This window comes from Streptomyces afghaniensis (assembly GCF_044327915.1).
Taxonomy (GTDB): Bacteria; Actinomycetota; Actinomycetes; order Streptomycetales; family Streptomycetaceae; genus Streptomyces; species Streptomyces afghaniensis.
This window is the reverse complement of the sequence record NZ_JBIRGJ010000004.1, coordinates 226065-249778: the sequence shown is the minus strand read 5'-3', so window position 1 is coordinate 249778 and position 23714 is coordinate 226065. Positions and strand designations below refer to the sequence as shown.

17 protein-coding genes and 2 pseudogenes are annotated in these 23714 nt (G+C 72.6%); 11 read left to right on the top strand and 8 right to left on the bottom strand.

Annotated features, from left to right (window positions below):
- Positions 1-45 precede the first annotated feature (45 nt).
- The 5 genes and pseudogenes from ACH4G3_RS15690 to ACH4G3_RS15670 all read left to right on the top strand — a co-directional run bounded on the left by ACH4G3_RS15690 (position 46) and on the right by ACH4G3_RS15670 (position 11992).
- On the top strand, positions 46-8148 hold the full coding sequence (locus ACH4G3_RS15690) for an SDR family NAD(P)-dependent oxidoreductase (RefSeq protein ID WP_397624967.1): 8103 nt from the start codon (positions 46-48) through the stop codon (positions 8146-8148).
- Positions 8145-9646: pseudogene (locus tag ACH4G3_RS15685) on the top strand (tryptophan 7-halogenase). Before ACH4G3_RS15690 ends, ACH4G3_RS15685 begins: the two are co-directional and overlap by 4 nt.
- A gap of 27 nt (positions 9647-9673) precedes the next feature.
- A pseudogene (locus ACH4G3_RS15680) lies at positions 9674-10029 on the top strand (MmyB family transcriptional regulator); the annotation flags it as partial.
- Positions 10030-10123: 94 nt separating this feature from the next.
- Positions 10124-11236, top strand: a complete 1113-nt coding sequence (locus ACH4G3_RS15675) for an ABC transporter substrate-binding protein (protein WP_397624966.1) — start codon at positions 10124-10126, stop codon at positions 11234-11236.
- A gap of 27 nt (positions 11237-11263) precedes the next feature.
- On the top strand, positions 11264-11992 hold the full coding sequence (locus ACH4G3_RS15670) for a leucine-rich repeat domain-containing protein (RefSeq protein ID WP_397624965.1): 729 nt from the start codon (positions 11264-11266) through the stop codon (positions 11990-11992).
- Between the two features lie 6 nt (positions 11993-11998).
- On the opposite strand, the gene ACH4G3_RS15665 is transcribed toward ACH4G3_RS15670, so the two are convergent.
- The 3 genes from ACH4G3_RS15665 to ACH4G3_RS15655 all read right to left on the bottom strand — a co-directional run bounded on the left by ACH4G3_RS15665 (position 11999) and on the right by ACH4G3_RS15655 (position 14088).
- Positions 11999-12478 carry a hypothetical protein gene (locus tag ACH4G3_RS15665; protein ID WP_397624964.1) on the bottom strand — a complete coding sequence of 160 codons (480 nt, stop codon included), beginning with the start codon at positions 12476-12478 and terminating at the stop codon, positions 11999-12001.
- A 168-nt stretch (positions 12479-12646) separates the two neighbouring features.
- The gene (gene folE / locus ACH4G3_RS15660) at positions 12647-13333 is read right to left on the bottom strand and encodes a GTP cyclohydrolase I FolE (RefSeq protein ID WP_397624963.1); all 687 of its coding nucleotides are present in this window, start codon (positions 13331-13333) and stop codon (positions 12647-12649) included.
- Between the two features lie 53 nt (positions 13334-13386).
- Positions 13387-14088: a helix-turn-helix transcriptional regulator gene (locus ACH4G3_RS15655; RefSeq protein WP_397625496.1), complete on the bottom strand. Its 702-nt coding sequence runs from the start codon at positions 14086-14088 to the stop codon at positions 13387-13389.
- An 86-nt stretch (positions 14089-14174) separates the two neighbouring features.
- Here ACH4G3_RS15655 and ACH4G3_RS15650 point away from each other — a divergent pair, with 86 nt between their 5' ends.
- A complete protein-coding gene (locus ACH4G3_RS15650; protein ID WP_397624962.1) occupies positions 14175-14612 on the top strand; it encodes a hypothetical protein in 438 nt (145 codons plus the stop codon).
- Positions 14613-14695: 83 nt separating this feature from the next.
- On the opposite strand, the gene secD is transcribed toward ACH4G3_RS15650, so the two are convergent.
- From secD to ACH4G3_RS15630, 4 genes are all read right to left on the bottom strand, one after another.
- Positions 14696-16951, bottom strand: coding sequence for a protein translocase subunit SecD (secD, locus tag ACH4G3_RS15645; RefSeq protein WP_397624961.1), 2256 nt, complete (start codon positions 16949-16951; stop codon positions 14696-14698).
- Between the two features lie 75 nt (positions 16952-17026).
- Positions 17027-17686 carry a hypothetical protein gene (locus ACH4G3_RS15640; protein WP_397624960.1) on the bottom strand — a complete coding sequence of 220 codons (660 nt, stop codon included), beginning with the start codon at positions 17684-17686 and terminating at the stop codon, positions 17027-17029.
- Positions 17687-17730: 44 nt separating this feature from the next.
- Complete coding sequence (locus tag ACH4G3_RS15635; RefSeq protein WP_397624959.1) at positions 17731-18414, bottom strand: response regulator; 684 nt, start codon at positions 18412-18414, stop codon at positions 17731-17733.
- 2 nt (positions 18415-18416) lie between these two features.
- Complete coding sequence (locus ACH4G3_RS15630; protein ID WP_397625495.1) at positions 18417-19370, bottom strand: HAMP domain-containing sensor histidine kinase; 954 nt, start codon at positions 19368-19370, stop codon at positions 18417-18419.
- Between the two features lie 245 nt (positions 19371-19615).
- Between ACH4G3_RS15630 and ACH4G3_RS15625 the strand changes: the two genes are divergently transcribed.
- From ACH4G3_RS15625 to ACH4G3_RS15615, 3 genes are read left to right on the top strand one after another with little or no spacing between them, the layout of a single operon-like run.
- On the top strand, positions 19616-19930 hold the full coding sequence (locus ACH4G3_RS15625; protein ID WP_397624958.1) for a TraR/DksA C4-type zinc finger protein: 315 nt from the start codon (positions 19616-19618) through the stop codon (positions 19928-19930).
- A gap of 55 nt (positions 19931-19985) precedes the next feature.
- Positions 19986-20360 (top strand): TraR/DksA family transcriptional regulator, encoded by a 375-nt coding sequence (locus ACH4G3_RS15620; RefSeq protein ID WP_397624957.1) that lies wholly within the window; start codon positions 19986-19988, stop codon positions 20358-20360.
- Entirely contained in the window at positions 20357-21175 is an 819-nt protein-coding gene (locus ACH4G3_RS15615; protein WP_397624956.1) for a rod shape-determining protein, read from the top strand. Before ACH4G3_RS15620 ends, ACH4G3_RS15615 begins: the two co-directional genes overlap by 4 nt.
- Positions 21176-21251: 76 nt before the next feature.
- On the opposite strand, the gene ACH4G3_RS15610 is transcribed toward ACH4G3_RS15615, so the two are convergent.
- A complete protein-coding gene (locus tag ACH4G3_RS15610; protein ID WP_397624955.1) occupies positions 21252-21863 on the bottom strand; it encodes a TetR/AcrR family transcriptional regulator in 612 nt (203 codons plus the stop codon).
- Between the two features lie 128 nt (positions 21864-21991).
- Between ACH4G3_RS15610 and ACH4G3_RS15605 the strand changes: the two genes are divergently transcribed.
- Entirely contained in the window at positions 21992-22903 is a 912-nt protein-coding gene (locus ACH4G3_RS15605; protein ID WP_397624954.1) for an alpha/beta fold hydrolase, read from the top strand.
- Between the two features lie 102 nt (positions 22904-23005).
- A complete protein-coding gene (locus ACH4G3_RS15600; protein WP_397624953.1) occupies positions 23006-23710 on the top strand; it encodes a YqjF family protein in 705 nt (234 codons plus the stop codon).
- Positions 23711-23714: the final 4 nt, after the last annotated feature.

Here is a 23714-nt window from a genome sequence, read left to right as displayed (position 1 = left end):
AGGCTCAACATCGTTGCGGCGTGAGGATTCGGGGAAGGCGGAGACATGAGGCGTGACGAGCTGATCCGGCCGGTGCCGGAGCTGTTACGGCGGCACGCCGAGGCGGCTGGGCAACGGGTCGCCTACTCCGACTCCTCGCGCAGCGTCACCTACGCCGAGCTGGAGCGGCGCACCCGCTCGCTGGCCGCGCACCTCACCCGGACGGGGCTGCGGCGCGGCGACCGGGTCGCGATCTGTCTCGGCAACTGCGTGGAGATGGTCGAGAGTTGTCTCGCCGTCCTGCGGGCCGGAATGACCGGCGTCCCGCTCAATCCGCGTTCCTCCGACGCCGAGTTGGCCCACTTCCTCCAGGACAGCGGCGCCGCGTTCGTCATCACCGACACCGCGCACCTCGCACAACTGCGACGCCTGGGACCGCCGTACGACCGCTTGGACGTCCTGGTCACCGGGAGCGGACCGGTCCCGGACGGCGCCCATTCGTTCCGGAGCGCGGCCGGGAGCGGCGGGGACGTGGAGACCGGCGGGGACGTGGCGATCGACACGCTCGGCCTCGACGATCCGGCCTGGATGCTCTACACCTCCGGCACCACGCACCGGCCCAAAGGCGTGCTGTCCACGCAGCGGGCCGCGCTGTGGTCCGTGGCCGCCTGCTACGCCCCGATCTTCGGTCTCTCGCCCGACGACCGGCTGCTCTGGCCGCTTCCGCTGTTCCACAGCTTCAGCCACTCCCTGGCGGTCCTGGGCGTGACGGCCGTGGGCGCGAGCGCCCGGATCGCCGGTGACCTGCTGCCGCCTGGCGGTCTGCGGCAGGAGCTGCTCACCGCCCACGCCGGGCTCGGCGGGCCCTTCACCCTGCTGGCCGGCGTCCCCGCGACCTACCACCGGCTGCTCGACTCGGGCGGCGAGGCCCCGCCGGCGCTGCGGATGTGCCTCGTGGCCGGCGCCCCGAGTGGTCCCGCCCTGCGCGCGGCCGTCGAGGAGACCCTCGGGGCGCCACTGCTGGACGCGTACGGCAGTACCGAGACCTGCGGCATGATCGCGGTGAACCGTCCCGAGGGGCCGAGGGTCGACGGTTCCTGCGGGCCGCCCGTCCCGGGCATGGACGTACGCCTCGTCGATCCGCTCAGCGGCGAGGACGTCCCGGACGGGTCCGAGGGCGAGGTCTGGGTGCGGGGGCCGGGCCTGATGAGCGGGTACCACGAGCAGCCCGAGGCGACGGCCGCCGCGCTGCGGGACGGCTGGTACCGCACGGGCGACCTGGGCCGCCGCGTCGAGCACGGCCATCTCCGGCTCACCGGCCGGGTCAGCGAGCTGATCATCCGCGGCGGCGAGAACATCCACCCGACGGAGATCGAGCAGGCCCTGTCGCAGTGTCCCGGCGTGTCCGAGGCCGTGGTCGTGGGGGTGCCGCACGAGGTGCTCGGCGAGGTGCCGGTCGCCTTCGTCGTACCGGGTCCGGACGGGTTCGACGCCCGGCAGGTGCTCGCCGAGTGCCGGACCCGGCTGGCCGACTACAAGGTGCCGGCCGAGATCCGCGAGATCACCGCCGTCCCGCGCACCGCGTCCGGCAAGATCGCCCGGCACGAGCTGGTCGCCCCCGTTCCGGCCGCCCCGGCCGCTGCCGACACCGCCCCCGCCGCCCTGCGTGAGCGGCTGCTGTCCCTCTCGCGTGACGACCAGGAACGCGCGTTACGCGAAACGGTGCTGACCGAGACGGCCGAGGTCTGCCGGTGCACGCCGGGCGATCCGCCCGACGCGGACAGCCCGTTCACCGATGTCGGCATGACATCCGTCGGCGCCGTCGAGCTGGTGGACCGGCTCGGCGCGCTGACCGGTCTGAGCCTGCCGTCGACGCTGGTCTTCGACCACCCGACGCCGGCCGCGGTGGCCCGGCACCTGCGCGTGGCGCTCTTCGAGGGCGAGCCCGTGGGGCACCCGCAGGCGCACGGCGGACCGGGCCGGCCCCCCGAGGACGATCCCGTCGTGATCGTCGCCATGGGCTGCCGGTATCCAGGTGACGTCGACTCCCCCGAGGACCTTTGGGAGTTGGTGTCGCAGGGGCGGGACGCCGTCTCGGAGTTCCCGGCCGACCGCGGCTGGGACCTGGACGCCCTGTACGACCCCGACCCCGACCGGATCGGCACGTCGTACACGCGACACGGCGGGTTCCTGCACCGGGCCGCGGAGTTCGACGCCGGACTGTTCGGGATCTCGCCGCGCGAAGCGCTCGCGATGGACCCGCAGCAGCGGCTGCTCCTGGAGACGTCCTGGGAGGTGTGGGAGCGGGCCGGGATCGACCCGGCGTCGGTGCGCGAGAGCGACACCGGTGTGTTCGTGGGTGTGATGTACGGCGACTACTCCGCCCGTTTCACCCGCTCCCACGAGCTGGAGGCGCACCTGGGACTGGGCTCGGCGGGCAGTGTGGCCTCCGGGCGGATCTCGTACGTGTACGGTCTGCGCGGTCCCGCGATCACGGTCGACACCGCGTGCTCGTCCTCGCTGGTGGCGCTGGACTGGGCGGCGCGGGCGCTGCGCTCGGGCGAGTGCTCGCTGGCGCTGGCCGGCGGGGTCACGGTGATGGCGACGCCCAAGCCGTTCCTCGCCTTCAGCCGGCAGCGCGGGCTGTCGCCGGACGGGCGCTGCAAGTCGTTCTCGGCGGCGGCCGACGGTACCGCCTGGGGCGAGGGCGTGGGACTCGTCCTGCTGGAGCGGCTGTCGGACGCGCGGCGGCGCGGCCACCCGGTCCTGGCCGTGCTCCGCGGTTCCGCCGTGAACTCCGACGGCGCGTCCAACGGGCTCGCCGCGCCCCACGGCCCGGCACAGCGGCGGCTGATCAGGCGGGCGCTGGCGGACGCGGGGCTGCACGCCGGTGACGTGGACGCGGTGGAGGCCCACGGTACGGGCACCCGGCTGGGCGACCCCATCGAGGCGCAGGCCCTGCTGGCCACATACGGACAGGGCCGCGAGCAGCCTCTGTGGCTCGGGTCGGTCAAGTCCAACCTCGGGCACACGCAGGCGGCCGCCGGAGTCGCCGGCGTCATCAAGATGGTGCAGGCCATGCGGCACGGCGAACTGCCCCGGACCCTGCACGCCGACTCGCCCACACCGCACGTCGACTGGTCCGCCGGCCGCGTGGAGCTGCTGACCGCACCCCGGCCCTGGCCGGCCTCCGAACGGCCGCGGCGTGCGGGCGTGTCGGCCTTCGGGATCGGCGGGACCAACGCGCACGTGATTCTGGAAGAGGCGCCGCAGGAGCAGGCTGCGGCCCCGCGGGAGGCGGCAGCCCCTCCGGAGACGGCGGTCTCCGCTGAGACAGCCGCGGCGCCGCCCGTTCCGTGGCTGCTCTCCGGCGCCGACGAAACCGCTCTGCGTGCCCAGGCCCAGCGGCTCGCGACCGCCGCAGTGGCGAACCGGCCGGCCCTGCCGCCCTTCGACGTCGCCTATTCCCTGGCGGTGTCGCGCGCCGGCCTCCCCCACCGCGCGTTCGTCCCGGCCGGTGACCAGGCCCGGACGCTGGACGCGTTGAACGCGTTCGCGCAGGGCCGGGACGCCCCGGGAGTCGTCCGTGGACTGGCCGACCCGGAGATCCGTACGGCGTTCCTGTTCACGGGGCAAGGCGCCCAGCGCCCTCGGATGGGCGCCGAACTGCGCGCCGCCTTCCCCGTCTTCGCCGACGCCTTCGACGAGGTCTGCCGGTACCTGGACGACGGTCTCCCCCAGCCACTGAGCGCGGTGCTGTCCGCCGAGCCGGGCTCGCCGGAAGCGGCTCTGGTGGACCGTACCGACTTCGCTCAGGCCGGACTGTTCGCCTTCGAGGTGGCGCTGTTCCGGCTGCTGGAGTCGTGGGGCGTGCGCGCCGACCGCCTCGTGGGCCACTCAGTCGGTGAGCTGACGGCCACGCATGTCGCCGGCGTGCTCGATCTGCCCGACGCGGCAGAGCTCGTCGCCGCTCGCGGTCGGCTGATGCAGGCACTGCCCCATGGCGGCGGTGCGATGGTGGCGCTGGACGGGACCGAGGAGGAAGTCGTCACAGCGCTCGCGGAGTCGGGGGCGCAGGTGGCCGTCGCGTCCGTCAACGGGCCCCGCTCGGTGGTGATCTCGGGGGAACGGGACGCGGTGCTCGCGATTGCGGCCGGCTTCGAGGCACGCGGCCGCAGGGCGGTACGGCTGCGGGTGAGTCACGCCTTCCACTCGCCCCTGGTGGAGCCGATGCTCGACGAATTCCTGAGCGTGGCCCGGGCGCTGACCTTCCGGCCGCCGCGCATTCCGATCGTCTCCACCGTGACGGGCCGGCTCGCCGAGCCCGCGGAACTGTGCTCGCCCGAGTACTGGGCGCGGCACGCCCGGCTGCCCGTGCGCTTCGCCGACGCCGTGCGCCGACTCGCCGACGACGGCGTCCGCGCCTACCTGGAACTCGGTCCCGGGCCCGTACTCACCGCGGCGGCCACCGACTGTCTGACCGACGCGCCCACGAACGGCTCCGTTCTCGCCGTGGCCACCCGAGGCGGCGCGTACGAACCGGAGACGCTCCTGTCGGCCGTGGCGCGGCTGCACGTGGCCGGGGCCGCTGTCGACTGGGCGGCGGTGTACGCCGGTTCCGGAGCGCGCCGGGTGGATCTGCCGACGTACGCCTTCCAGCGGCAGCGGTACTGGCTGGACGCGCCGCGCCCGGCGGCGGCCGACGCCGGTGCCCTGCTGGGCCCGGCGTTCCCGGTGCCGGAGACCGAGCGGACGGTGCTGACCGGACTGTTGTCCCTCGCGACTCACCCGTGGCTCGCGGACCATGTCGTCGCCGGGAGGGTCGTCGTGCCGGCGACGGTGTTCGTGGAGCTGGCCCTGCGGGCGGGCGAGGAGGTGGGCTGCGGGGCGGTCGACGAGCTCGTGATGCTGTCACCGCTCGCCCTGTCGGGTTCCGCGGGGGTGCGGGTTCAGGTCGTGGTGGGTGCGCGGGACGACGACTCGGGCCGGCGGCCGGTCGACGTCTACTCCCGGCCGGAGGAGCCGGAGCAGCCGGAGGGGTCCGCCGAGGGCGCCCCGTGGATCCGGAACGTCTCCGGTCGGCTCGGCCCGGGGCGCGCCGCGCAGGACGTGCCGGAACAGTGGCCGCCCGAGGGCGCCGAGGCGCTGGACCTCACCGGCGGGTACGCCGCCCTCGCCGACGCAGGGCTCGCCTACGGGCCTGCCTTCCAGGGGGTCGGCGCGGTCTGGCGGCGCGGCGACGACGTCTTCGCGGAGGTCCGGCTGCCCGCGTCGCACGCCTCGGAAGCGGGGCGCTTCGGACTCCACCCGGCGCTGTTCGACGCCGCGTTGCACGCGCCGCTGCTGGCCGCGTCCGCGGACATGAGCACGGTCCGGGTGCCCTTCGCGTGGGGCGGGGTGGGCCTGCACGCCTCGGGAGCCACGGAGTTGCGGGTCAGGGCGACGTCGATGGGCCCGGACACGGTTTCGCTGACCCTGGCCGACCCGTCCGGCCGGCTCGTGGCGCGGGTGGACTCACTGACCACCAGGGAACTCCCGGCCGGCCATGCCGGCCGGACCGACAGGATGGACGGCCTCGCAGGCAGGGCTCTGCTGCGCCCTGAGTGGGCCGTCCTCGACCTCTCCCCCGGCGGCTCCGGCCAGGCCGATCAGCGCGCGTGGGCCGTTCGCGGGCCCGACGAGCTGCACCTCGCCGATTTCCTGCCCGGCGCAGTGGCTCCCGAAGTCGTCGCCGTCACGGCCATCGCCCGTGCGACCGGCTCCGATCCGCTGTCGGCCACGCACGAGTTGACGGGACAGGTACTCAAGGCGCTCCAGGACTGGCAGGACGACCCGGGCACGGCGGGCGCACGGCTGGTCGTGGTCACGCGGGACGCCACCGGGCCGGTGCCGGACCTGGCGGGTGCGGCGGTCTGGGGACTGGTACGCACGGCACAGGCGGAGCTGCCCGGTCGTGTCGTCCTGGTGGATGTCGACGGTCGGCCCGAGTCCCTGCGGATGCTGCCGTCGGCCGTCGCCACCGGTGAGTCACAACTCCGGGTGCGGGGCGGCCGGGTGACGGTTCCACGACTGGTCCCGGCCGATGACGCCCCAGGCACGGAAGCTGCTGCCTTCGATACGGACGGCACGGTACTGGTCACCGGAGGCACCGGCGCGCTGGGCGCGGAGCTGGCACGTCACCTGGTCGCCGAACACGGCGTACGGCATCTGCTGCTGACCGGACGCCGGGGGCCGCAGGCACCCGGAGCAGAAGAACTGCGCGAGAGCCTGGCGGAACGGGGAGCCCGGGTCGACATCGTCGCCTGTGACGCGGCCGACCGGGCCGCGCTGGCCGAGGTGATCAAGCGCTGCGATCCGCCGCTGACCGCTGTGGTGCACGCCGCCGGGGTTCTCGACGACGGCGTCCTGGACTCGCTGACCCCCGAGCGGATGGCGGCCGTGCTGCGGCCGAAGGCCGACGCGGCCTGGAATCTGCACGAACTGACGCGGGACATGGGCCTTTCGGCGTTCGTCCTGTTCTCTTCCGTCTCCGGTCTGCTGGGCCGGGCGGGCCAGGGCAACTACGCGGCCGCGAACGCGTTCCTCGATGCCCTCGCCCACCGCCGCGCCGCCGAGGGACTTCCGGCGGTGTCGCTGGCGTGGGGCCCGTGGGAGCACACCGGCGGCATGGCGGCGGGGCAGCGCCCACAAGCACGTGAGGTGCTGATGGCGCTGTCCACCCAGCAGGGCCTGGCCCTGTTCGACGCCGCGCTGCGCTCGACGGAGCCGGTGCTGGCGCCGATCCTGCTGGACCGGGCGGCGCTCCGGTCCAGCGGAATCGATGCGGGGCACCTGCCGCCGCCGTTGCGCGGGCTCGTCCGGCAGAACCGGCCGCCCGCCGCGGCGACGGGCTCGGGCTCCCCCGGGTCGCCCGGACAGATGCTGGAGCCGGGAGCCTGGCGGAAGCGGCTGGCCCCGATACCCCCCGGCGAACGGGAGCCGGCGCTCGTGGAGTTGCTGCGGGCCGACGTGGCCGCGGTGCTCGGCTACCCGCACGCCGACGCCCTCCCGGCCGGCAAGTCCCTCGCCGACCTGGGGTTCGACTCCCTCACCGCCGTGCAGATCCGCAACCGGCTGAGCATGGCGCTGAAGCTCCGGTTGTCGGCCGCGGTGGTGTTCGAACACCGCACGGCTCAGGAACTGGCACGCCACCTGCTCGGCCTGCTGGACGGCGAACCGGCCGCCGCAGCCGCCCCCGAAACCACGGGAGCCGCCGACGCCGCCGGGTCCACGGGGCCCGAGCGGCCCGCGTACACCCTCTCCTCCCTGTTCCGGACGGTCAGTGCCGCCGGACAACCCGTGGCGGCGATGCACCTGCTCGTCACCGCGTCCTGGGCGCTGCCCACCTTCACGGCCGCCCAGGGCCGCGAGCACGCGCTGCCCCCGATCCGCCGCTCGCCCGGCCGCTCCGGTTCCGTAAGGCCGACGGTCGTCTACTTCCCGGCCTACCATCCGTCGCTCGCGTCGGACGGCGGGGACTTCCCCCACTTCCACCGCGCCTTCCAGGACGATCTGGAGGTCCTGGAGTTCCCGCACCCCGGAATCGGCGCCGGCGCCGCGGTGCCCCAGGACCGCGGCGCGCTGGCGCGTACGCAGGCCGCGAGCGTGCTGCGGCACGTCGGGGACGGGCCCTTCGTGGTCGTAGGACGCTCGGCGGGCGGCAATGTGGCGCACCTGGTGACCCACGAGCTGGAGAGCATGGGCCGGGCACCGGCCCGCCTGGTGCTGCTGGACACCTACCACATCACGCCGGACAACAGTGGCAAGGACTGGCTGCTGTCCCTGGCCGCCCCACCGCCGCGGGACAGCCCGCGGCAGGACACCGGACAGCCCTTCTTCACCGGTGACGACGACAGCGCCCTGGCCGCGATCGGTGCCTACAACCGGATCTTCCTCGGCTGGGACCCCGAGCCGGTGGCCACGCCCACGCTCCTCGTACGCGCGCTGCGGCCCACGCCCGCCATGGCGGCCTCCGCCGAGGGGGACGACTGGCGGACGACCTGGCCTGCGGCGCACGACGTCGTGGAGGTCCCCGGCAACCATCTGACGATGATGCAGGAACACGCGGAGACAACCGTGTCGGCGATCCGCGCCTGGCTCGACGCACGAACGACCAAGGAGGGACAGTGAGTTCGCCCAAGTCCACGCAGGACTTCGACGTCATCGTGGTCGGCGGCGGCCCGGCCGGGGCCACCGTCTCGACGGCCGTCGCCCTGCGCGGCCATCGCGTCCTCCTCGTCGAGAAGGAGACCTTCCCCCGGTACCAGATCGGGGAGTCCCTGCTGCCCTCCACCGTGCACGGCGTGTGCCGGATCCTCGGCGTCGAGGACGAGATGGCGCGTGCGGGCTTCAAGCCGAAGCGCGGCGGCACGTTCCGCTGGGGCCGCAACCGGGATCCCTGGCAGTTCTCCTTCGCCCTGTCGCCCCGGCTGGCCGACCCGACCTCGTTCGCCTACCAGGTCGAGCGGTCCCGGTTCGACGCGATCCTCCTGGACAACGCCCGCCGGGTCGGCGTCGACGTACGGGAGGGCTGCCGCGTGACCGGCGTGCTCGCCGGCGAAGGCGCGCAGGAGCGGGTCCGCGGGGTGCGCTGGGCCGGGCCCGACGGCGAGGTCCGCGAGGCGGGCGCCCGGTACGTCGTGGACGCCTCCGGCAACGGCAGCAGGATCCACTCGCACGTCGGCGGGAAGCGGATCCACTCCGACTTCTTCCGCAACATCGCGGTGTTCGGCTACTTCGCCGGGGCGCGCGCCTCCCGGCACCGAACGACGGCAACATCTTCTGCGCCGCCTTCGACGAGGGCTGGCTCTGGTACATCCCGCTCCGGGACGACCTGACCAGCGTCGGAGCCGTGGTCGCCCGCGAGAACGCCGAAGCGATCCAGCGGGACCCGGCGACCGCCTGGCGCCGCATGATCGACGCGTGCCCGGAGGTACGCGGCTTCCTCGACGGCGTCCCCCAGGCCACACAGAGGCCCTACGACCAGGTCCGCGTCCGCAAGGACTGGTCGTACTGGAAGTCGCGGTTCTGGCAGCCCGGCATGGCACTGGTCGGGGACGCGGCGTGCTTCGTCGACCCGGTGCTGTCCAGCGGGGTCCACCTCGCGACCTACGGGGGTCTGCTCGCCGCCCGGTCCATCAACGGCTGTCTCGACGGGAACCCGGCCGAGACCCGTCTGTTCGCCGAGTTCGAGGCCCGCTACCGGCACGAGTACGGCCTGTTCCACGAGTTCCTGGTCTCCTTCTACGACCTGCACCAGGACGAGCGGTCCTACTTCTGGAAGGCCCGCAAGGTCACCAACGTCGGCACGACGGAACTCGAGGCGTTCGTCGAGCTGGTGGGCGGCCTGGCATCCGGCGACGCGTCGCTCACCGGGGCCGGACCGGCGGGCGAACGGCTCACCGCGGCCGCCGACGACTTCGAGCGAGCCGTGCGCCGCCTCCCCGACGCCGACGACCTGCGCAATCCCCTCTACGAGTCCGAGACCTTCCGGCAGGTGTTCCAGGAGGGGACCGTCCTCCAGGAACACGGCCTGTTCGGTGGCCCGTTGGAGCCCGAGGCACCACTGCGCCCTGGCGGACTGGTGGCATCGGAGGACGGCCTGAGCTGGGTCGAAGCCGACGCGTAGGCCACGCCGTGCAGTGCTGTCAGTCGCGACTGGGAGGCGTCCCTGAACACCACGGTGTCCTGCTGCGCACGGAGGCCGGACGGGCTCCCGGCGACAGCTACCTGACCAGACTGATCGGTGAACTCGTCACCCGCAGCGAGGAGTTCCGCACTGCCTGGGCCATGCACAACGTGCGCCTGCACCACACCGGCCGCAAGGCCTTCCGCCATCCGGCCATCGGCGAGATCACCCTCGCCTTCGACGCGATGGAGCTGCCCTCGCAGCCGGGCCTGACGCTGACCGCCTATTCCGCCGAGCCCGCCGCCCCGGCCCACGACGCGCTGCAACTGCTGGCCGCGTGGGCGCCCACCGAGGACGCGCCCGCCGGCGACCGTCGCAAGTGAAGTCCCGGCGGCGGCCGACCGTCTGGTCTTGGGGTGATGTAGGTTTCCCGGCGTCGGACGGCCAACGGAATCGTCACTCGGGAGGCGCCCACCCATGAACACGCCGCCATGGCCTCCTGAAGAGGAGCGGACTGACGGATCAGCCGTCCGGATCGGCGCTCTCGTTCCGCTGAGCCGGCCCGGCTGGGTCGAAGCGGGCCGGCACCTGCTCGCTGGGCTCGAGCTGGCCGTGGGTGAGGTCAATGACGAGGGCGGGATCACCGGAAGGCCTCTCGAACTGGTGGTCCGGGACACCGCGGCCGATCCGCAGAGGGCCGCGGCGGCCGTGGACGAGTTGGCCGGCCTGGGCGTGGCCGCGCTGGCTGGGGAGTATCACAGCGTCGTCGCCCGCGCCGCTGCCGCCAGGGCGGACGCGCTCGGGCTGCCGTTCCTCTGCTCGTCGGCGGTTCTCGACGCGCTCACCGAACAGCCGACGCAATGGGTCGCGCGTCTCTCCCCGCCGCAGTCACGCGGCTGGCGGGTCTACGCGGACTTCCTCCTGGCCGCGGGCCACAGCCGCATCGCCGTAGCCACCCAGCCGAGTGTCTACTGGGCGTCCGGAACCCGCATGCTGCGGGACTACCTCACTCCGCGCGGCAGCACCGTCATCGAGCTCGACATGAGCACGCTCACCCCCACGGCCGTCTGCGACGAACTCGTCGGTCATCGCGCGACAGCCCTCCTCCTTCTGGTCGGCCACCCTGAGCCGGCCGTGCCGATCGTCCGCTCCGTCCGTCGCGACCAGCGCCTCGCCGAGGTGACGATCGGTGCCCCGGCCGGGCAACCGGAGTTCGGGGAATGGGCGGCATTGCTGGGCGACGACGGCGCCGCGGTCCCGTTCCTGCGCTACCGGCCCGAGCGTCTCAGCCCCCTCGGTACCCGAGTCGAGACGATCCTCCGCGAACGCCTGGCCGAAGCGCCCTCCTTCGTGGCCTTCGAGGGCTACGACACGATCGCCGTCCTCGCCGACCTGCTGCGTACGCACGGCACGGACCGGGCGCGCACGGCCGCGTCCTGGCCGCGCGTGGACGTGGCAGGCACCCGCGGTCAGATCCGGTTCTCGCGCGTACCGGGCATCAGCGTGTGGCAATGGGCCGTGCCACCGATCCAAGTCGTGGACCGAGACCCGGCGAACACCGATCGCTTCCGGATCCGCCACGCCGGTTGAGCCTCCGCGGGCGGTAGTGTCGACGCCGTGCAGCCCTCACCCACCACGCTCAACCTCTGGCGTCACCAGCTCGGTGAAGTGCCCGCGTCGGTCTGGCGACGAACCGAGCTGGAGGTGCTGATTCTGGCGGACAACGGGCTCACGGATCTGCCCTCCGAGATCGGGCTCCTGCGCCGGCTCACGACCCTGGACCTCGGCCACAACAAGCTCACCTCGGTTCCTGACACTCTCGGCGACCTGACCGGACTCAGTGGCTGCCTCTACCTGCACGACAACCGCCTGTCCCAACTCCCTGACGCTCTGGGGAACCTGACCCGGCTGCGCTATCTCAATGTCGGGGAGAACCCTCTCACCGTCCTGCCCGAAACCATCGGCCGGATGGCGGAGCTGGTCGAACTCCGGGCCCAGCACAGCCTGTTGACCACATTGCCCGCCGGTATCGGGTCGCTCCGCAAGCTGCGCGAACTCTGGCTGAGGGGGAACAGGCTGACCAGTCTGCCTGCCTCGGTCACCGAACTGGGCGAGCTACGGCAACTGGACCTTCGGGAGAACGCGCTCGACGAGGTACCGGAGGCCCTGACACGTCTGCCCCGGCTCCGCCAGCTCGACCTGCGCGGCAACCGCATCGTCCGACTGCCGGATTGGGTCGCCCGGATGCCCGCGCTGGAGAAGCTGGATCTGCGCTGGAACCCCTGCACGCCCTCCCCGGCTGTGCTCGCCGAGCTGGAGCGACGCGACTGCGTGGTCCTGCTGTGAATCGCCTCAGGCCTCGTCCGCCTTGGTCAGGGCTTCAGTGATCATGCGGGTGGCGAAGTCGCCGTCGTCGGTGAGGCGGTTGATGTGCTCCGCGAGCAGGAAGGCGGTGGCTTCCAGGGGATTCATCTCGTCCATGGTCCAGTCTCCGTACTGCTTGCGCCACAGGCTGGGGCTCAGGCCGGTCCCCGCCGCGACGAGCAGGCCGGCCATGGTGGGGATGGCTTCGGGACGGACGCTCCTGGGCATCATGCGCATCGTGGCCACGAGGTTGGGCACCACGCACTCGATGACGTCCTTGCCGTGGTCCTCGTAGGCCATCCGCAGCCACTGCATGAACATGTAGATGAGCGTGCACGCGCCGTCCAGGATGTCGTCGACCCCGCGGGGGCCCAAGGAGGCGGCGAACTGGTCGGTCAGCGCTTGTTGCTCGGCGTCGGTCTGGGACCTGCCGTCGTGGATGGCCTTGAGCCGAGAGTCGATCATCATGAGTGCCGCGCCCACATCTCCGGCGGGAGCGTGTTCGGGGCCGCAGGGCGATGACACAGTTTTCCTCCTGGGTTGACCGAGAGCAGCGCGGCGTGTTCGTACAGTAGCCCGCCGACGGTGGAGGGGTCCGTGTTCGCGAGGAACCAGGAGCCCTCTGCACACCGCGCTTCAGGAGCGCAGCCCGGTCAGGGAGAGGAACTCGGCGCGTGAGCGGGCGTCGTGGCGGAGCGTGCCGAGGAGAGTGGAGGTGAGCGTGCTGGAGCCCGTGGCCTGAACGCCGCGCAGGGTCATGCAGCTGTGCTCGACTTCGATCACGACGCCTACACCCTTGGGTTCGAGATGGGCCTGGAGCCAGTCGGCGACCTGCTTGGTCAGGCGCTCCTGGACCTGGGGGCGGCAAGCGAAGTGCTCGACCACGCGGGCCAGTTTGGACAGGCCGAGGATGCGATGGCCCGGAAGATAGCCGACGTGGGCGGTGCCGGTGAAGGGCAGCAGATGGTGCTCGCACACCGAGCGCACGGGGATGCTGCGGGCCAGCACGAGTTCGTCGTAGCCCTCGTCGTTGGGGAAGGTCGTCAGGTCGAAGGGGCGGGGGCTGAACAGTTCGGCGTAGGCACGGGCCATGCGGCCGGGGGTGCCGCGCAGGCTCTCGGTGCCGGTGTCGATGCCGAGCGCGGCGAGGAAGCGTGCGGCGGCGTGTTCGGCTTCGGCCAGGTCTATGCCGTCGGTGTCGTGCACGACGCGCAAGGGGCTGGGAGTGGGTCCCGGCGTCTGCGGGCGGGGGATGCTCGCGGAGGGGGCGGGCAGGTCGGCGGTGTGCGACGGGTGGGCGTTGATCGATCCGGCGAGATCCATGACGTACCTCTCGGGTGCGGGGAAAAGGGGGATGGCGGGCGGCGAGTGGTGGGTCAGGGACTCGCGGTCGCGGGCGGGGAGGAGGCCGGCTCCAGACGGACACAGCAGTGGCCGGGGCTGGGCGCCAGGCATGCGTGGCGGCTGCTGTCCTCGAGCCCTTCGAGGACGCCCCGGAGCAGGTGGAGGTTCATGCCGCACACCGTCTGGGTGTGTTCGCGGGCGAGCGCGTGGAAGGGGCAGTTGCCGAGCACGATCGCGTCGCCGTCGTAGCGGGGCTCGAAGCCGTACCGCTCCAGCAGCTCGAACACGCCTGGGCCGCCCTGCCCGGCGAGCTGCGCGCCGAGACGGTGGGCCTTTCGGTGCAGGACGGTGCGGACCGGTTCGCCCGTGGCCTCGGATTCCTCCAGGGCCTGGGCTAGGAGCCGTCCGGCCAGCTCGTAGTTCCGCTCGGGCAGGCTGACGGTGACCTGCTTGGCGGAGCGCTTGTAGAGCTTGGCCGGCCTGCCCGCTCCCGGTCCCGTGCGGCCGCTGCGCCGTTCGTAGACGACGTCGAGGAGTGCTTCGTCGGCCAGGCGGTCCAGGTGGAAGGCGGCGGTCTGGCGCGCCAGGCCGAGGGCGGCGGCGGCTTCGTCGCGGCTGACGGGTCCCGGCTGGCGCACGACGTGGTCGTACAGCCGCCTGCGGGTCGGCTCGTCCAGGGCGGCGACGGCGGAGACGTCGGGGTTGGGTGCTTCTTTCGGGTGGTCCACGAACACCAGTGTAAAACCCATGGGCGTTGACTAAAGAAGCAGGCTGCGCTTCTATTGTTAGTGAGAGTTGTCGATAGAAGGAACGGTGCGTCATGACGTCCACAACCCACCCCTCCCCGACCGTCGCGTCCCGGCGGACCGCGCTCGGCGACCCCGGCTACCAGGCGTTCGTCATCCTGCGCGTCGGGTTCACGGTGGCGCCGATCCTCTTCGGGCTGGACAAGTTCGCCAACCTGCTCGTGGACTGGCCCGCCTACCTCGCGCCGTGGATCAACGACATCGTGCCCGGCAGCGCCCAGGCAGCCATGTACGCCGTGGGTGTCATCGAGATCGTCGCCGGTCTCGCCGTCGCTCTCGCCCCGCGCTTCGGGGGCTGGCTGGTGGCCGGCTGGCTGGCCGGCATCATCGTCAACCTGCTGACCATCCCGGACTACTACGACATCGCGCTGCGCGACTTCGGCCTCCTGCTCGGCGCGGTCGCCCTCGCCCGGCTCGCCCAGCGCTACCACGGTGAGCGGCAGCCGCACTGACACGCGGTGCGGATCGACGGGGGAAGGCGGGTGAGCGGCAAGCGGCTCACCCGCCTCACCCGCGTCCGGTCCACCGGCCGGGGTCAGCTGCGGCCGGACGGCTGTCGGGGCCGGCGGCGACGGTGCAGCCGGACCGCGACGGGAGCGGCGGTGAATACGGAGGAGTACGTACCGACCACTAGGCCGATGAGCAGGGCCAGGGCGAAGTCGGTGAGGGAGGACCCGCCGAGCACGGCGAGGGCGGTGAGGATGAACGCGGCGCCCATGCCCGTGTTCACGGTCCGGGGCAGGGTCTGCACGATGGCCTGGTCGGTGATGCCGGGCAGCGAGGCCCCGGGAGTCCTGCGGGCGAGTTCCCTGACGCGGTCGAAGAGGACCACGGAGTCGTTGACCGAGTACCCGATGACGGTGAGCAGGGCCGCCAGGAACACCCCGTCGACGGGCCTGCCGAGCCAGGCGAAGACGCCGACGAGGATCACCACGTCGTGGGCGAGGGCGACGACCGCCGCCGTACCGAACACCCACCTGAAGCGTGCCGCGAGGTAGACGAACTGGGCACCCAGAGCCACGGCGAGCGCGATCAGGGCACCCCGGCGCAGCTCCTCGCCCAGGCTGGGGCCGACCAGTTCGTCGCGGACCTTGTCCGCACGGCCCGCGAGGTCGCGCACTGCACCGGTGACCTCGCTCTCCTCTGCGTCGGTCAGCGGATCGGTGCGCACGGTCAGGCCCGTTCCGCCGGACGACTGGACGACGGCCCGGGGGAATCCGGCGTCGGCGAGGGCGGTGCGGACCCGGTCGGGGTCGACGGGGCCGGTGGTGGCGTACTCGATCAGGCGGCCACCGGTGAACTCCACACCGAGGTCGATGCCGCGCACCGCGATGCCCGAGCCGGCCAGGACCAGCGCGGCGGCCGACACGGCAAGCCAGCGGTGGGGCCGGCGCATCAGCCGGGGGTTGCGGCGGGTGAGGCGGTCGCGGACCGCACCGGTGGTGGCGATGCCGGTGAGCCGGGGGCGGCGGCGCACCCGGGGACGGCTCACGGCGATCTCGGCGAGCACGCGGGTGATCACCAGGGCGCTGAACATGGAGGCGAGCACACCGATGCCCAGGGTGACGCCGAAGCCCCGCACCGGCCCGGAGGCGAGGAAGAACAGCAGGGCGGCCGCGATCAGCGTGGTGATGTTGGAGTCGGCGATCGCGCTGAAGGCGTCGCGGAACCCGGCCGACAGTGCCGATCGCGTACTGGGCCGGCGGCGAGCCGCGTACTCCTCGCGGGCCCGTTCGAAGACCAGCACGTTGGCGTCCACCGCCATGCCGATCGCCAGGACGAAACCGGCCAGACCCGGCAGGGTGAGCGTGGCGCCGAGCGCGGCCAGGGCCGCGTAGGAGACGAGGCCGTAGCAGAGCAGGCCGACAGCTGCCAGCACGCCCATCAGCCGGTAGACGCCGATGATGAACAGTGAGGTCAGCGCGGTGCCGATGGCCGCCGCCCAGGCGCTCGCGGTGATGGCCTGCGCCCCGAGGGTCGGGCCGACGGTGCGCTGCTCCACGGTCTCGACGGGCACGGGCAGGGCACCGCCGTTGACGAGCAGGGAGAGTTCGCGGGCCTCCTCCGGGCCGAAGGAGCCCGTGATCTGTGTGGCGCCCTCGCGGATGCCCGTGCGGCAGGCGACGGACGGGTCGACCTGCGGCGAGGAGATGACCTTGTCGTCGAGGACGATGGCCAACCGCCGCGCCGGGTCGCCCGCCGGGTGACAGGCGGCCTCGCCGGTCAGCCGGGCCCAGCCTGCGCGGCCCTCACCCTTGAAGTCGACGGTGACGTGCCACCCGGCTCCGCCCTGCTGGTCGAACCGGGCGGCGGCCTCCTTGACGTCGTCGCCGGTCAGCGCCGCGGCTCCGAGGCGCAGCGGCGTACCGGCCTCGTCGGGCAGGACCTGTTCCCGGGGCCGCTTCGGCAGCGGCCGGGAGGCCTCGTCGGTGCGGTCGGCAGTGCCGAGCACCGGGTGGAAGGTGAGCTGCGCGGTACGGCCGAGGACGTCGGCCGCCTGCTTCGGGTTCTGCACACCGGGCAGTTCGACGATGATCCGGTTCTCGCCGGAGCGGACGAGGGTGGGTTCGGCGACCCCGAGCCCGTCGATACGGCCGCGCAGCACCTCCAGGGTTCGGTCGGTGGCCTCAGGACCGGCGTCGGTGGCGGGGGTGGAGCGGGTCTCCAGCACGAGCTGCGTACCGCCGCGCAGGTCCAGTCCGAGGCGGACCGGCACGGTGACGGCGATGTACAGGGAGAGGGCGGTCACGGCGAGGGCGAGCAGCGCCCTCACGCGCACGGAACGGTTCAAGGGGGCCTCCGGCAGGCGCGCCACACGCGGGCGTGGCGGGCCCGGGGTAGCTGTCGAGGAGAGGGAAAGTGGGTGTCAGCTGCCGGAGGTACCAGGGGGCGCCCGCCCGCGGTCACGGGGTGCGTGAGGGTCCGAGGAGGGGGTGTGCAGGGCCGGTGCCGGGAGCCGTACGGCACTGTCGGCGGGGGTGACGTCAGGGCCGGGGGCGCGGGTGGCGAGGTGCCCGCGCGGGGCGGGAACCTCGCCGTACGGCTCCTGGCGGGGTGCCGCCCGGACGGCGCAGACGGTGTCGCATGCGTCGTCGGCACGCGGATCGTTGGCGCACTCCGTGCCGCATCCGTCATCGGCACGCGAACTGTTGACGCAGACAGTGCCGCATCCGTCATCGGCACGCGAACCGTTGACCCACTCCGTGCCACATCCGTCATCGGCACACGAACCGTTGACGCACTCCGTGCCGCATCCGTCATCGGCACGCGGACCGTTGGCGCAGACAGTGCCGCACACGTCATCGGCATGCGGACCGCCCGCCCACACCGTGCCGCACTCGTCGCCGACGCACGGCTCATGCGCCCCGTCCCGGACGGCCTCTGCCACCGTGCCGACCACGGGCTCGCCCGTGGTACCGGGCGGCGGGCCGGCGATGCCGAGCGCGGCCAGCAGCACCAGGACGACGGCAGCCAGGATCGGGGCGCTGCCGTTACCGGGGGCGGTGCGCGTCGTGCAGCGGTGCATGCACCGTCCCCCCTTCATACGTGGTGCGCGGGTCGGGCCGCGGCTCAGGCTTCGATCAGGCCAGCGCGGATGGCGTACCGCGTCAGTTCCAGGCGGTCGCGCAGGCCGAGTTTCTGGAGCAGGTTGGCGCGGTGCCGCTGGACGGTCTTGATGCTGATGAACAGCAGGTCGGCGATCTCCTTGGACGAGTGCCCCTCGGCCACCAGCTTGAGGACCTCTTCCTCGCGGGGGGTGAGGATCTGGTCGGGCGTCTCCTCGCCGTGGCGGGCCCGGTCGAGGTAGTTGCGGATCAGGGCGGTGACCGCGCCCGGATACAGGAACGGCTCGTCGCGCATCGCGGCCCGGCAGGCGGCGACCAGGTCCCGGTCGGCGACGGACTTCAGCACGTACCCGTTCGCGCCGGCCTTCAGCGCCTGGAAGAAGTACTGCTCGTTGTCGTGCATCGTCAGCATCATGATCCGCAGGCCCGGCTTGATGGCGGCCAGTTCACGGGCGGCCTGGAGGCCGGTCAGACGCGGCATGGCGATGTCCAGCACGGCCAGGTCGACCTCGCGGGTGCGGGCCATCTCGATGGCCTCGGCGCCGTCCCCGGCCTCGGCGACCACTTCCAGGTCCGGTTCCCGGTCGAGGATGAGCCGCACCCCGCGGCGCACCAGCGCATGGTCGTCGGCGAGCAGGATGCGGATCGTGCTCGTTCCCGTCGCGGTGGTCGTGGTCGCTTCGGACATGGTCAGGGCTGCTTCCTGGATACGGGCGCGGTGAGCTGGACCCGGGTGCCGGTGTCGGGTGCCGGGGTGATCTCGAGGCTGCCGCCGATGAGCAGGGCCCGCTCGCGCATGCCGCGGATGCCGGCGCCTTCCCGGGGGGCCTCGATGCCGCAGCCGTCGTCGGTGACGGCCAGCACCACGTGATCGTCGGTGTGGCGCAGGGCGACGGTGACGTGTGTGGCATCCGCGTGCCGGGCGACGTTGGTCATCGACTCCTGGGCGACGCGGTAGAGGACCAGTTCCGTCTCCGGCTCGAGGACCGGCAGATCGGCATCGAAACGGCGGCTGACCTGCAACCCGGTGTGGGTGGCGAAGTCCTCGGTGAGCGAGATCAGCGCGCTGACCAGCCCCAGGTCGTCCAGCACTCCGGGCCGCAGCCTGCGGGCCAGGCGGCGCACCTCGTCCAGGCTTTCCCGGGTGATCTCCTGCACCTCGTGCAGCTGCCCGCGCAGCGGCTGCGGTGCCTCGTCCGAGGCCCGCTTGAGCTCCAGCAGGATCGCGGTCATGCTCTGGCCGACCTCGTCGTGGAGTTCCTGCGCGATGCGGCGCCGTTCGGCCTCCTGGGCCAGCAGGGCCCGGGCACTGCTGGTGGCCCTTTCGTGCTCCAGCCGCTCCAGCATGGCGTTGAACGTGCGGATCACCTCGGTGATCTCGCCGCCGCCGGAGGCGGGCAGGCGCTGGCCGGGACGCAGCAGGTCCACGGTGGTCATCAGCTTGGTGAGACGGCCCAGTGGGGCCAGGCCGAGCCGGAGCAGCGCGGCGTTGGCGACCAGCATGACGACCAGACCCCCGACGAGGATGATCGCCTCGGTGAGCAGAACGGGCACGGAGACGGTGACCGGGGCCCACAGCAGCAGGGCCGTGGCCGTGCCCAGCACCACGGCGTTGAGGGCGAAGATCCGCCAGAACAGGGACACCGGCCCTCCGTCTCTCTCCACCTGAACGAGCCTCCGGCCAGCCTGCCCGGTCCCGAGTACCCCGTCGATGGGGTCCGGCCCCCATTTCCCCCGGCCGGCACCACCCATGGCACCGCCGTATGGATCCCCCGCCCCGGCGTAAATGGGCCCCGCGCCCGATAGGTATCCGCCGGCGGTCCGGCCAGGGTGGAAGACACCCGAACCACCCAGGCATGTCGCCCATGCCGCCGAGAAAGGGACCGACCATGTCGCTCGATGTCACCCGGGCAGAGCCCCACCTTCACGACGCCCGTCAGCGCCTGGAACACGCCCGCACCTCGCGGCTGGCGCAGTTGCAGGCCCTCGACGAGAGCGGGCCCAGCGCGGACGACGACCACCTGCTGGCCGTCCAGAAGACCGCGATGGAGCGGGTCCTCAAAGAGATCGAGGACGCTTTCGCCCGCATCGAGGACGGCACCTACGGAACCTGCCTGGGCTGCGCCAAACCCGTCCCCGCGGAACGCCTGGAGATCCTCCCCTACACCCGCTACTGCGTCGCCTGCCGGCGCCGCGCCGCCTGACCTCCTGACCGACGCCCGTTTCCGACCTCCTACGCCCTGCCTCAAAAGGGGTGACGTGGTGACCCACCAGACCATCGGCGAGAGCACGACCCACCTGTCGGCCGACGACCTCGCCGCGCTGCGCGAGAACCTGCACGAACAGCGCTCGTTCCGCCAAGAGCAACTGCGTCAGCTCGCCGGACCCGCCACGTCACGCGCCGAGGAACGGCTCCAGCGGCAGGCCGCCGCGCAGGTGGAGGTCCGCATCAAGCTCGCGGCGTCCGCCCGTATGGTCCTCGCCGACGTCGAAGCGGCCCTCACCCGCATGCGGGAGGGCTCTTACGGCACCTGCCACCTGTGCCGGCGCCCCATCGACCGGCAGCGGCTGATGATCGTGCCGCAGGCCCGCTACTGCGCCCGCTGCCAGCAGGTCAAGGAGGCCATCCCATGACGGGCGCACACCATCTGCCCGACGCCGCTGCCCGGCACCGGCCCTGGCCGTTGTGCCGGCGCTGCTGCGGCATCGCCCTGGACATGGGCAGCGCCCGCACCCGGGCCTGGATCGCCGGCAGAGGCGTGGTCCTCGACGTGCCCACCGTGACCTTCCCCGGCACCGGCGCGGCGTACCCCGTCCAACGCGGCGCCATCATCGACACCCCGGGCTGTGCCCGGATGCTGCAGCGCCTGCTCGGCCACCGGCTGCCCCGCCTGCCGCGCCCCATGGTCATCGTCACCGCTCCAGTCCTGGACGGCGTCTCGTACCGCGCCCGTGCGCGCACAGCGGTCGACGTACTGCGGCCGCGCAGCGTCCTGACCGTGCCCAGCGCCCGGGGCATCGCCCTGGCCGCCGGCGCGGACATGTCCCGGCCCCTGATGGTGGTGGACATCGGCGCCCACATCACCGAGGTGGTACTGCTGTGCGACGGAGCCGTCACCGACGCGCGCCGCACCGCCCTGGGCACCGGCGACCTGGGCGAGTCGACCACGCCGGAGCAGATCTGCGAGGCGGTGGCGCGGATGCTGACCGCGATGCTCCGCCAGGACCGCACGTCGCTGACCGTCGACGCCGTGCAGCGCGGCATCCTCCTGGCGGGCGGGGGCGCCCTGCGTCCGGAGATCACGTATCACCTCACCGGCCGGCTGCACGCACCGCTGCGCGTGGTCCCGGCCCCGCACACCGCGGCCGTCCGCGGCGCGGCCAGACTCCTGCAAGCCGCCCACACCCACCCCTCCACCTCCGGCCCGCCCGCCGCGCAGTCCTACTAGGGGTCCGCAAAGTCCCGTCACCCGCCCCGAGGGCGGGCAGTGCGGCCAGGCGTGTATCGGCCTCGGCCTGCCCGTTTCACGAGTCACCCGTGCGGAAGATCCGGTTCAGATGGTGTTCCAGAACCGCGGTGGCGGACTCCGGACTGCGCTGGCCGACGAGGATGCCGGTGCCGAGGCCCGCGGACATGGCAAGCAGGCCGGCCGCCTCCAGCCGCGCGTCCACACCGGGCTCGAGGAGCGCCGACTCCTGCGCCTGCCGGAGGAGTTCGGCCAGGGCGTCTTCGGCGGCATCAGGGTTCTTGATGAAGGGCTGGGCCGCGAGCGCCCGGTCGTTCACGGACAGAACGGCGTATGACGTGTAGAGGTGGTGGAAGGTGCGGCTTTCGTCGTCCGTCGGCAGCGCCGCCATCAGCAGCGCCTCGACCACCGCGCGCGGACCAGGACTGTCCCCGGCGGCCCGCACCCGGGCGGAGACCCGCTCCCCGAACCTCTCCGCCAGATGCTCGAGCCCGAAGAGCAGCAACTTCTCCTTGGTCTGGAAGTAGTACTGCACCAGCCGCAGTGACACGCCGGCCTCCGCTGCCACATCGCGCATCCCGACGGCATGCAGCCCACGTCGTCCGGCGACCCGGACGAGCGCCTCGGCGATCTCGGTGCGCCGTTCTGCGTGGTCCACGCGCTTGGGCATCGGCCGGTTCTCCGCTCGTCGTTCGTGCAGTGGTCCCCGGGCCGCTGCGGCCGGGCTTTTTGATGATACGACCGTACCAAGTTCATGGTACGGTCGTATCACAAAACACCGAGAAGCCGGAGGTGGCCATGCCCGAGACCGCTGCCCGCACCCAGGCCGATGTCGGCCGCTACGTGAGCGACGCCTGGCGGGAGCGCTACTTCGCGGCCTGTGACGCGGTCTACGCACTGGGAGCGGCCACGCTGGCGGAGGAGGACGTGGAGACGTCCTTCGCCACGACGCACGTCTACCGCTACGGCCCCGCGAGCGAGGCGGCCCGGTCCCGCACCCCCGTCGTCCTGGTGCACGGGGCGGGCTCCTGCTCCGCCATGTGGTATCCGAACACCCCGGCCCTCAGCGCGGACCGCCCGGTCTACGCGATCGACACCCCGGGTGATCCCGGCCGCAGCGTGCAGCGCGAGCCGATCCACCACCCCGAACACGCCGCCCAGTGGCTGGACGAGACACTCGCGGGACTCGGCCTCGACCGCGTACACCTCGTGGGCACCTCCTACGGCGGATGGCTCGCCCTGAACATGGCGCACCGCAGGCCCGGCCGCCTCGCCTCGGTCACGCTGCTCGACCCCGGCGGCCTGGAGAAAGTGGGACTGCGCTTCTTCGCCTGGATCTTCGCCGGCTTCTTCGCGACCTTCGCGCCCAAGGCGTTCCGCCCGCGACTGGCGGCCTGGATGGAACAGCCGGTCCTCGTCATGCCGGAGCTGCGCACGATGATCAGGACGGCCGTACGTGCCTACCGCATACGCCGCCCCGCGCCGCTCCCCCTCTCCGAGGAGGAGCTGTCCGCCATCCGGACCCCGCTCTACCTGGTGCTCGGCAAGCGAAGCCTCCTCGTGCACCCGCAGCGGCAGGTGGAGCGCGTACCGCGCCTCATCCCCGGCGCCCGAGCCGAGATCATCTCCAACACGGGCCACGGGCCGCAGATCGACCACGCGGAGGAGATCAACCGCAGGATGCTGAACTTCATGGCTTCCGTCGACTGACCACGCCATCCAGATCTCCCCGGCGCACGACCGGCCGGGGCGTTTTCGCCGGTCACGCCGGGGGACCCGGCGTGTGTGGTCGCGTATGGAGCGGAGCAGCGGGTGGGCGTTCCCGCGCTTCGGGCCCGCTGGCTGAGGCAGACATTCGTCCACTGGGCCTTCCCGCCGGACACGGTCCAGGCGCTGCTGCCCGAGGAACTGGTGGCGGACGAGTACGAGGGGGCGGCCTGGGTCGGGCTCACGCCTTTCGTGATGGCGGATGTGCGTCCTCCCGCGGTGCCCGCCCCGGTGCCCGGGCTCGCGACGTTCGCGGAGACCAACCTGCGGACCTTCGTTCGGCACCGGGACGGGACGGACGGGCTGTGGTTCCTGTCCATCGAGGTGGCCTGCCCGCTGATGTCGGCGGCCCGGGCCGTCGGCGCGCCGTACAACCCGGGCACGCTGAGCGTTTCCCTGGACGGGGACGCCGTTTCGTACGCCGGGTCCAGGTGGGTCGGCGAGGCCTCCTACCGTCTGGTGGTCCGGCCCGGCGAGCCGATCACGCCGACCGAGCGGGACGTGTGGCTGACCTCGCGCTGGCGGGCGTACACCCGTCGGTTCGGCATGCTCTGGGAGACGCCGGTCGAGCACGAGCCCTGGCCGCTGGCGGACGCCGCCGTCGACGTGCTCGAGGAGACACTGACCGCCGCGGCGGGCCTGCCCGCGCCCACCGCCGAGCCCCTGGTGCACTTCTCGGAAGAGGTACGGCACGTGCGGCTCGGGGTGTCGAGGCCCCGTGTCCCGAAACCAAACCGGTCCGGGGAGTAGCACC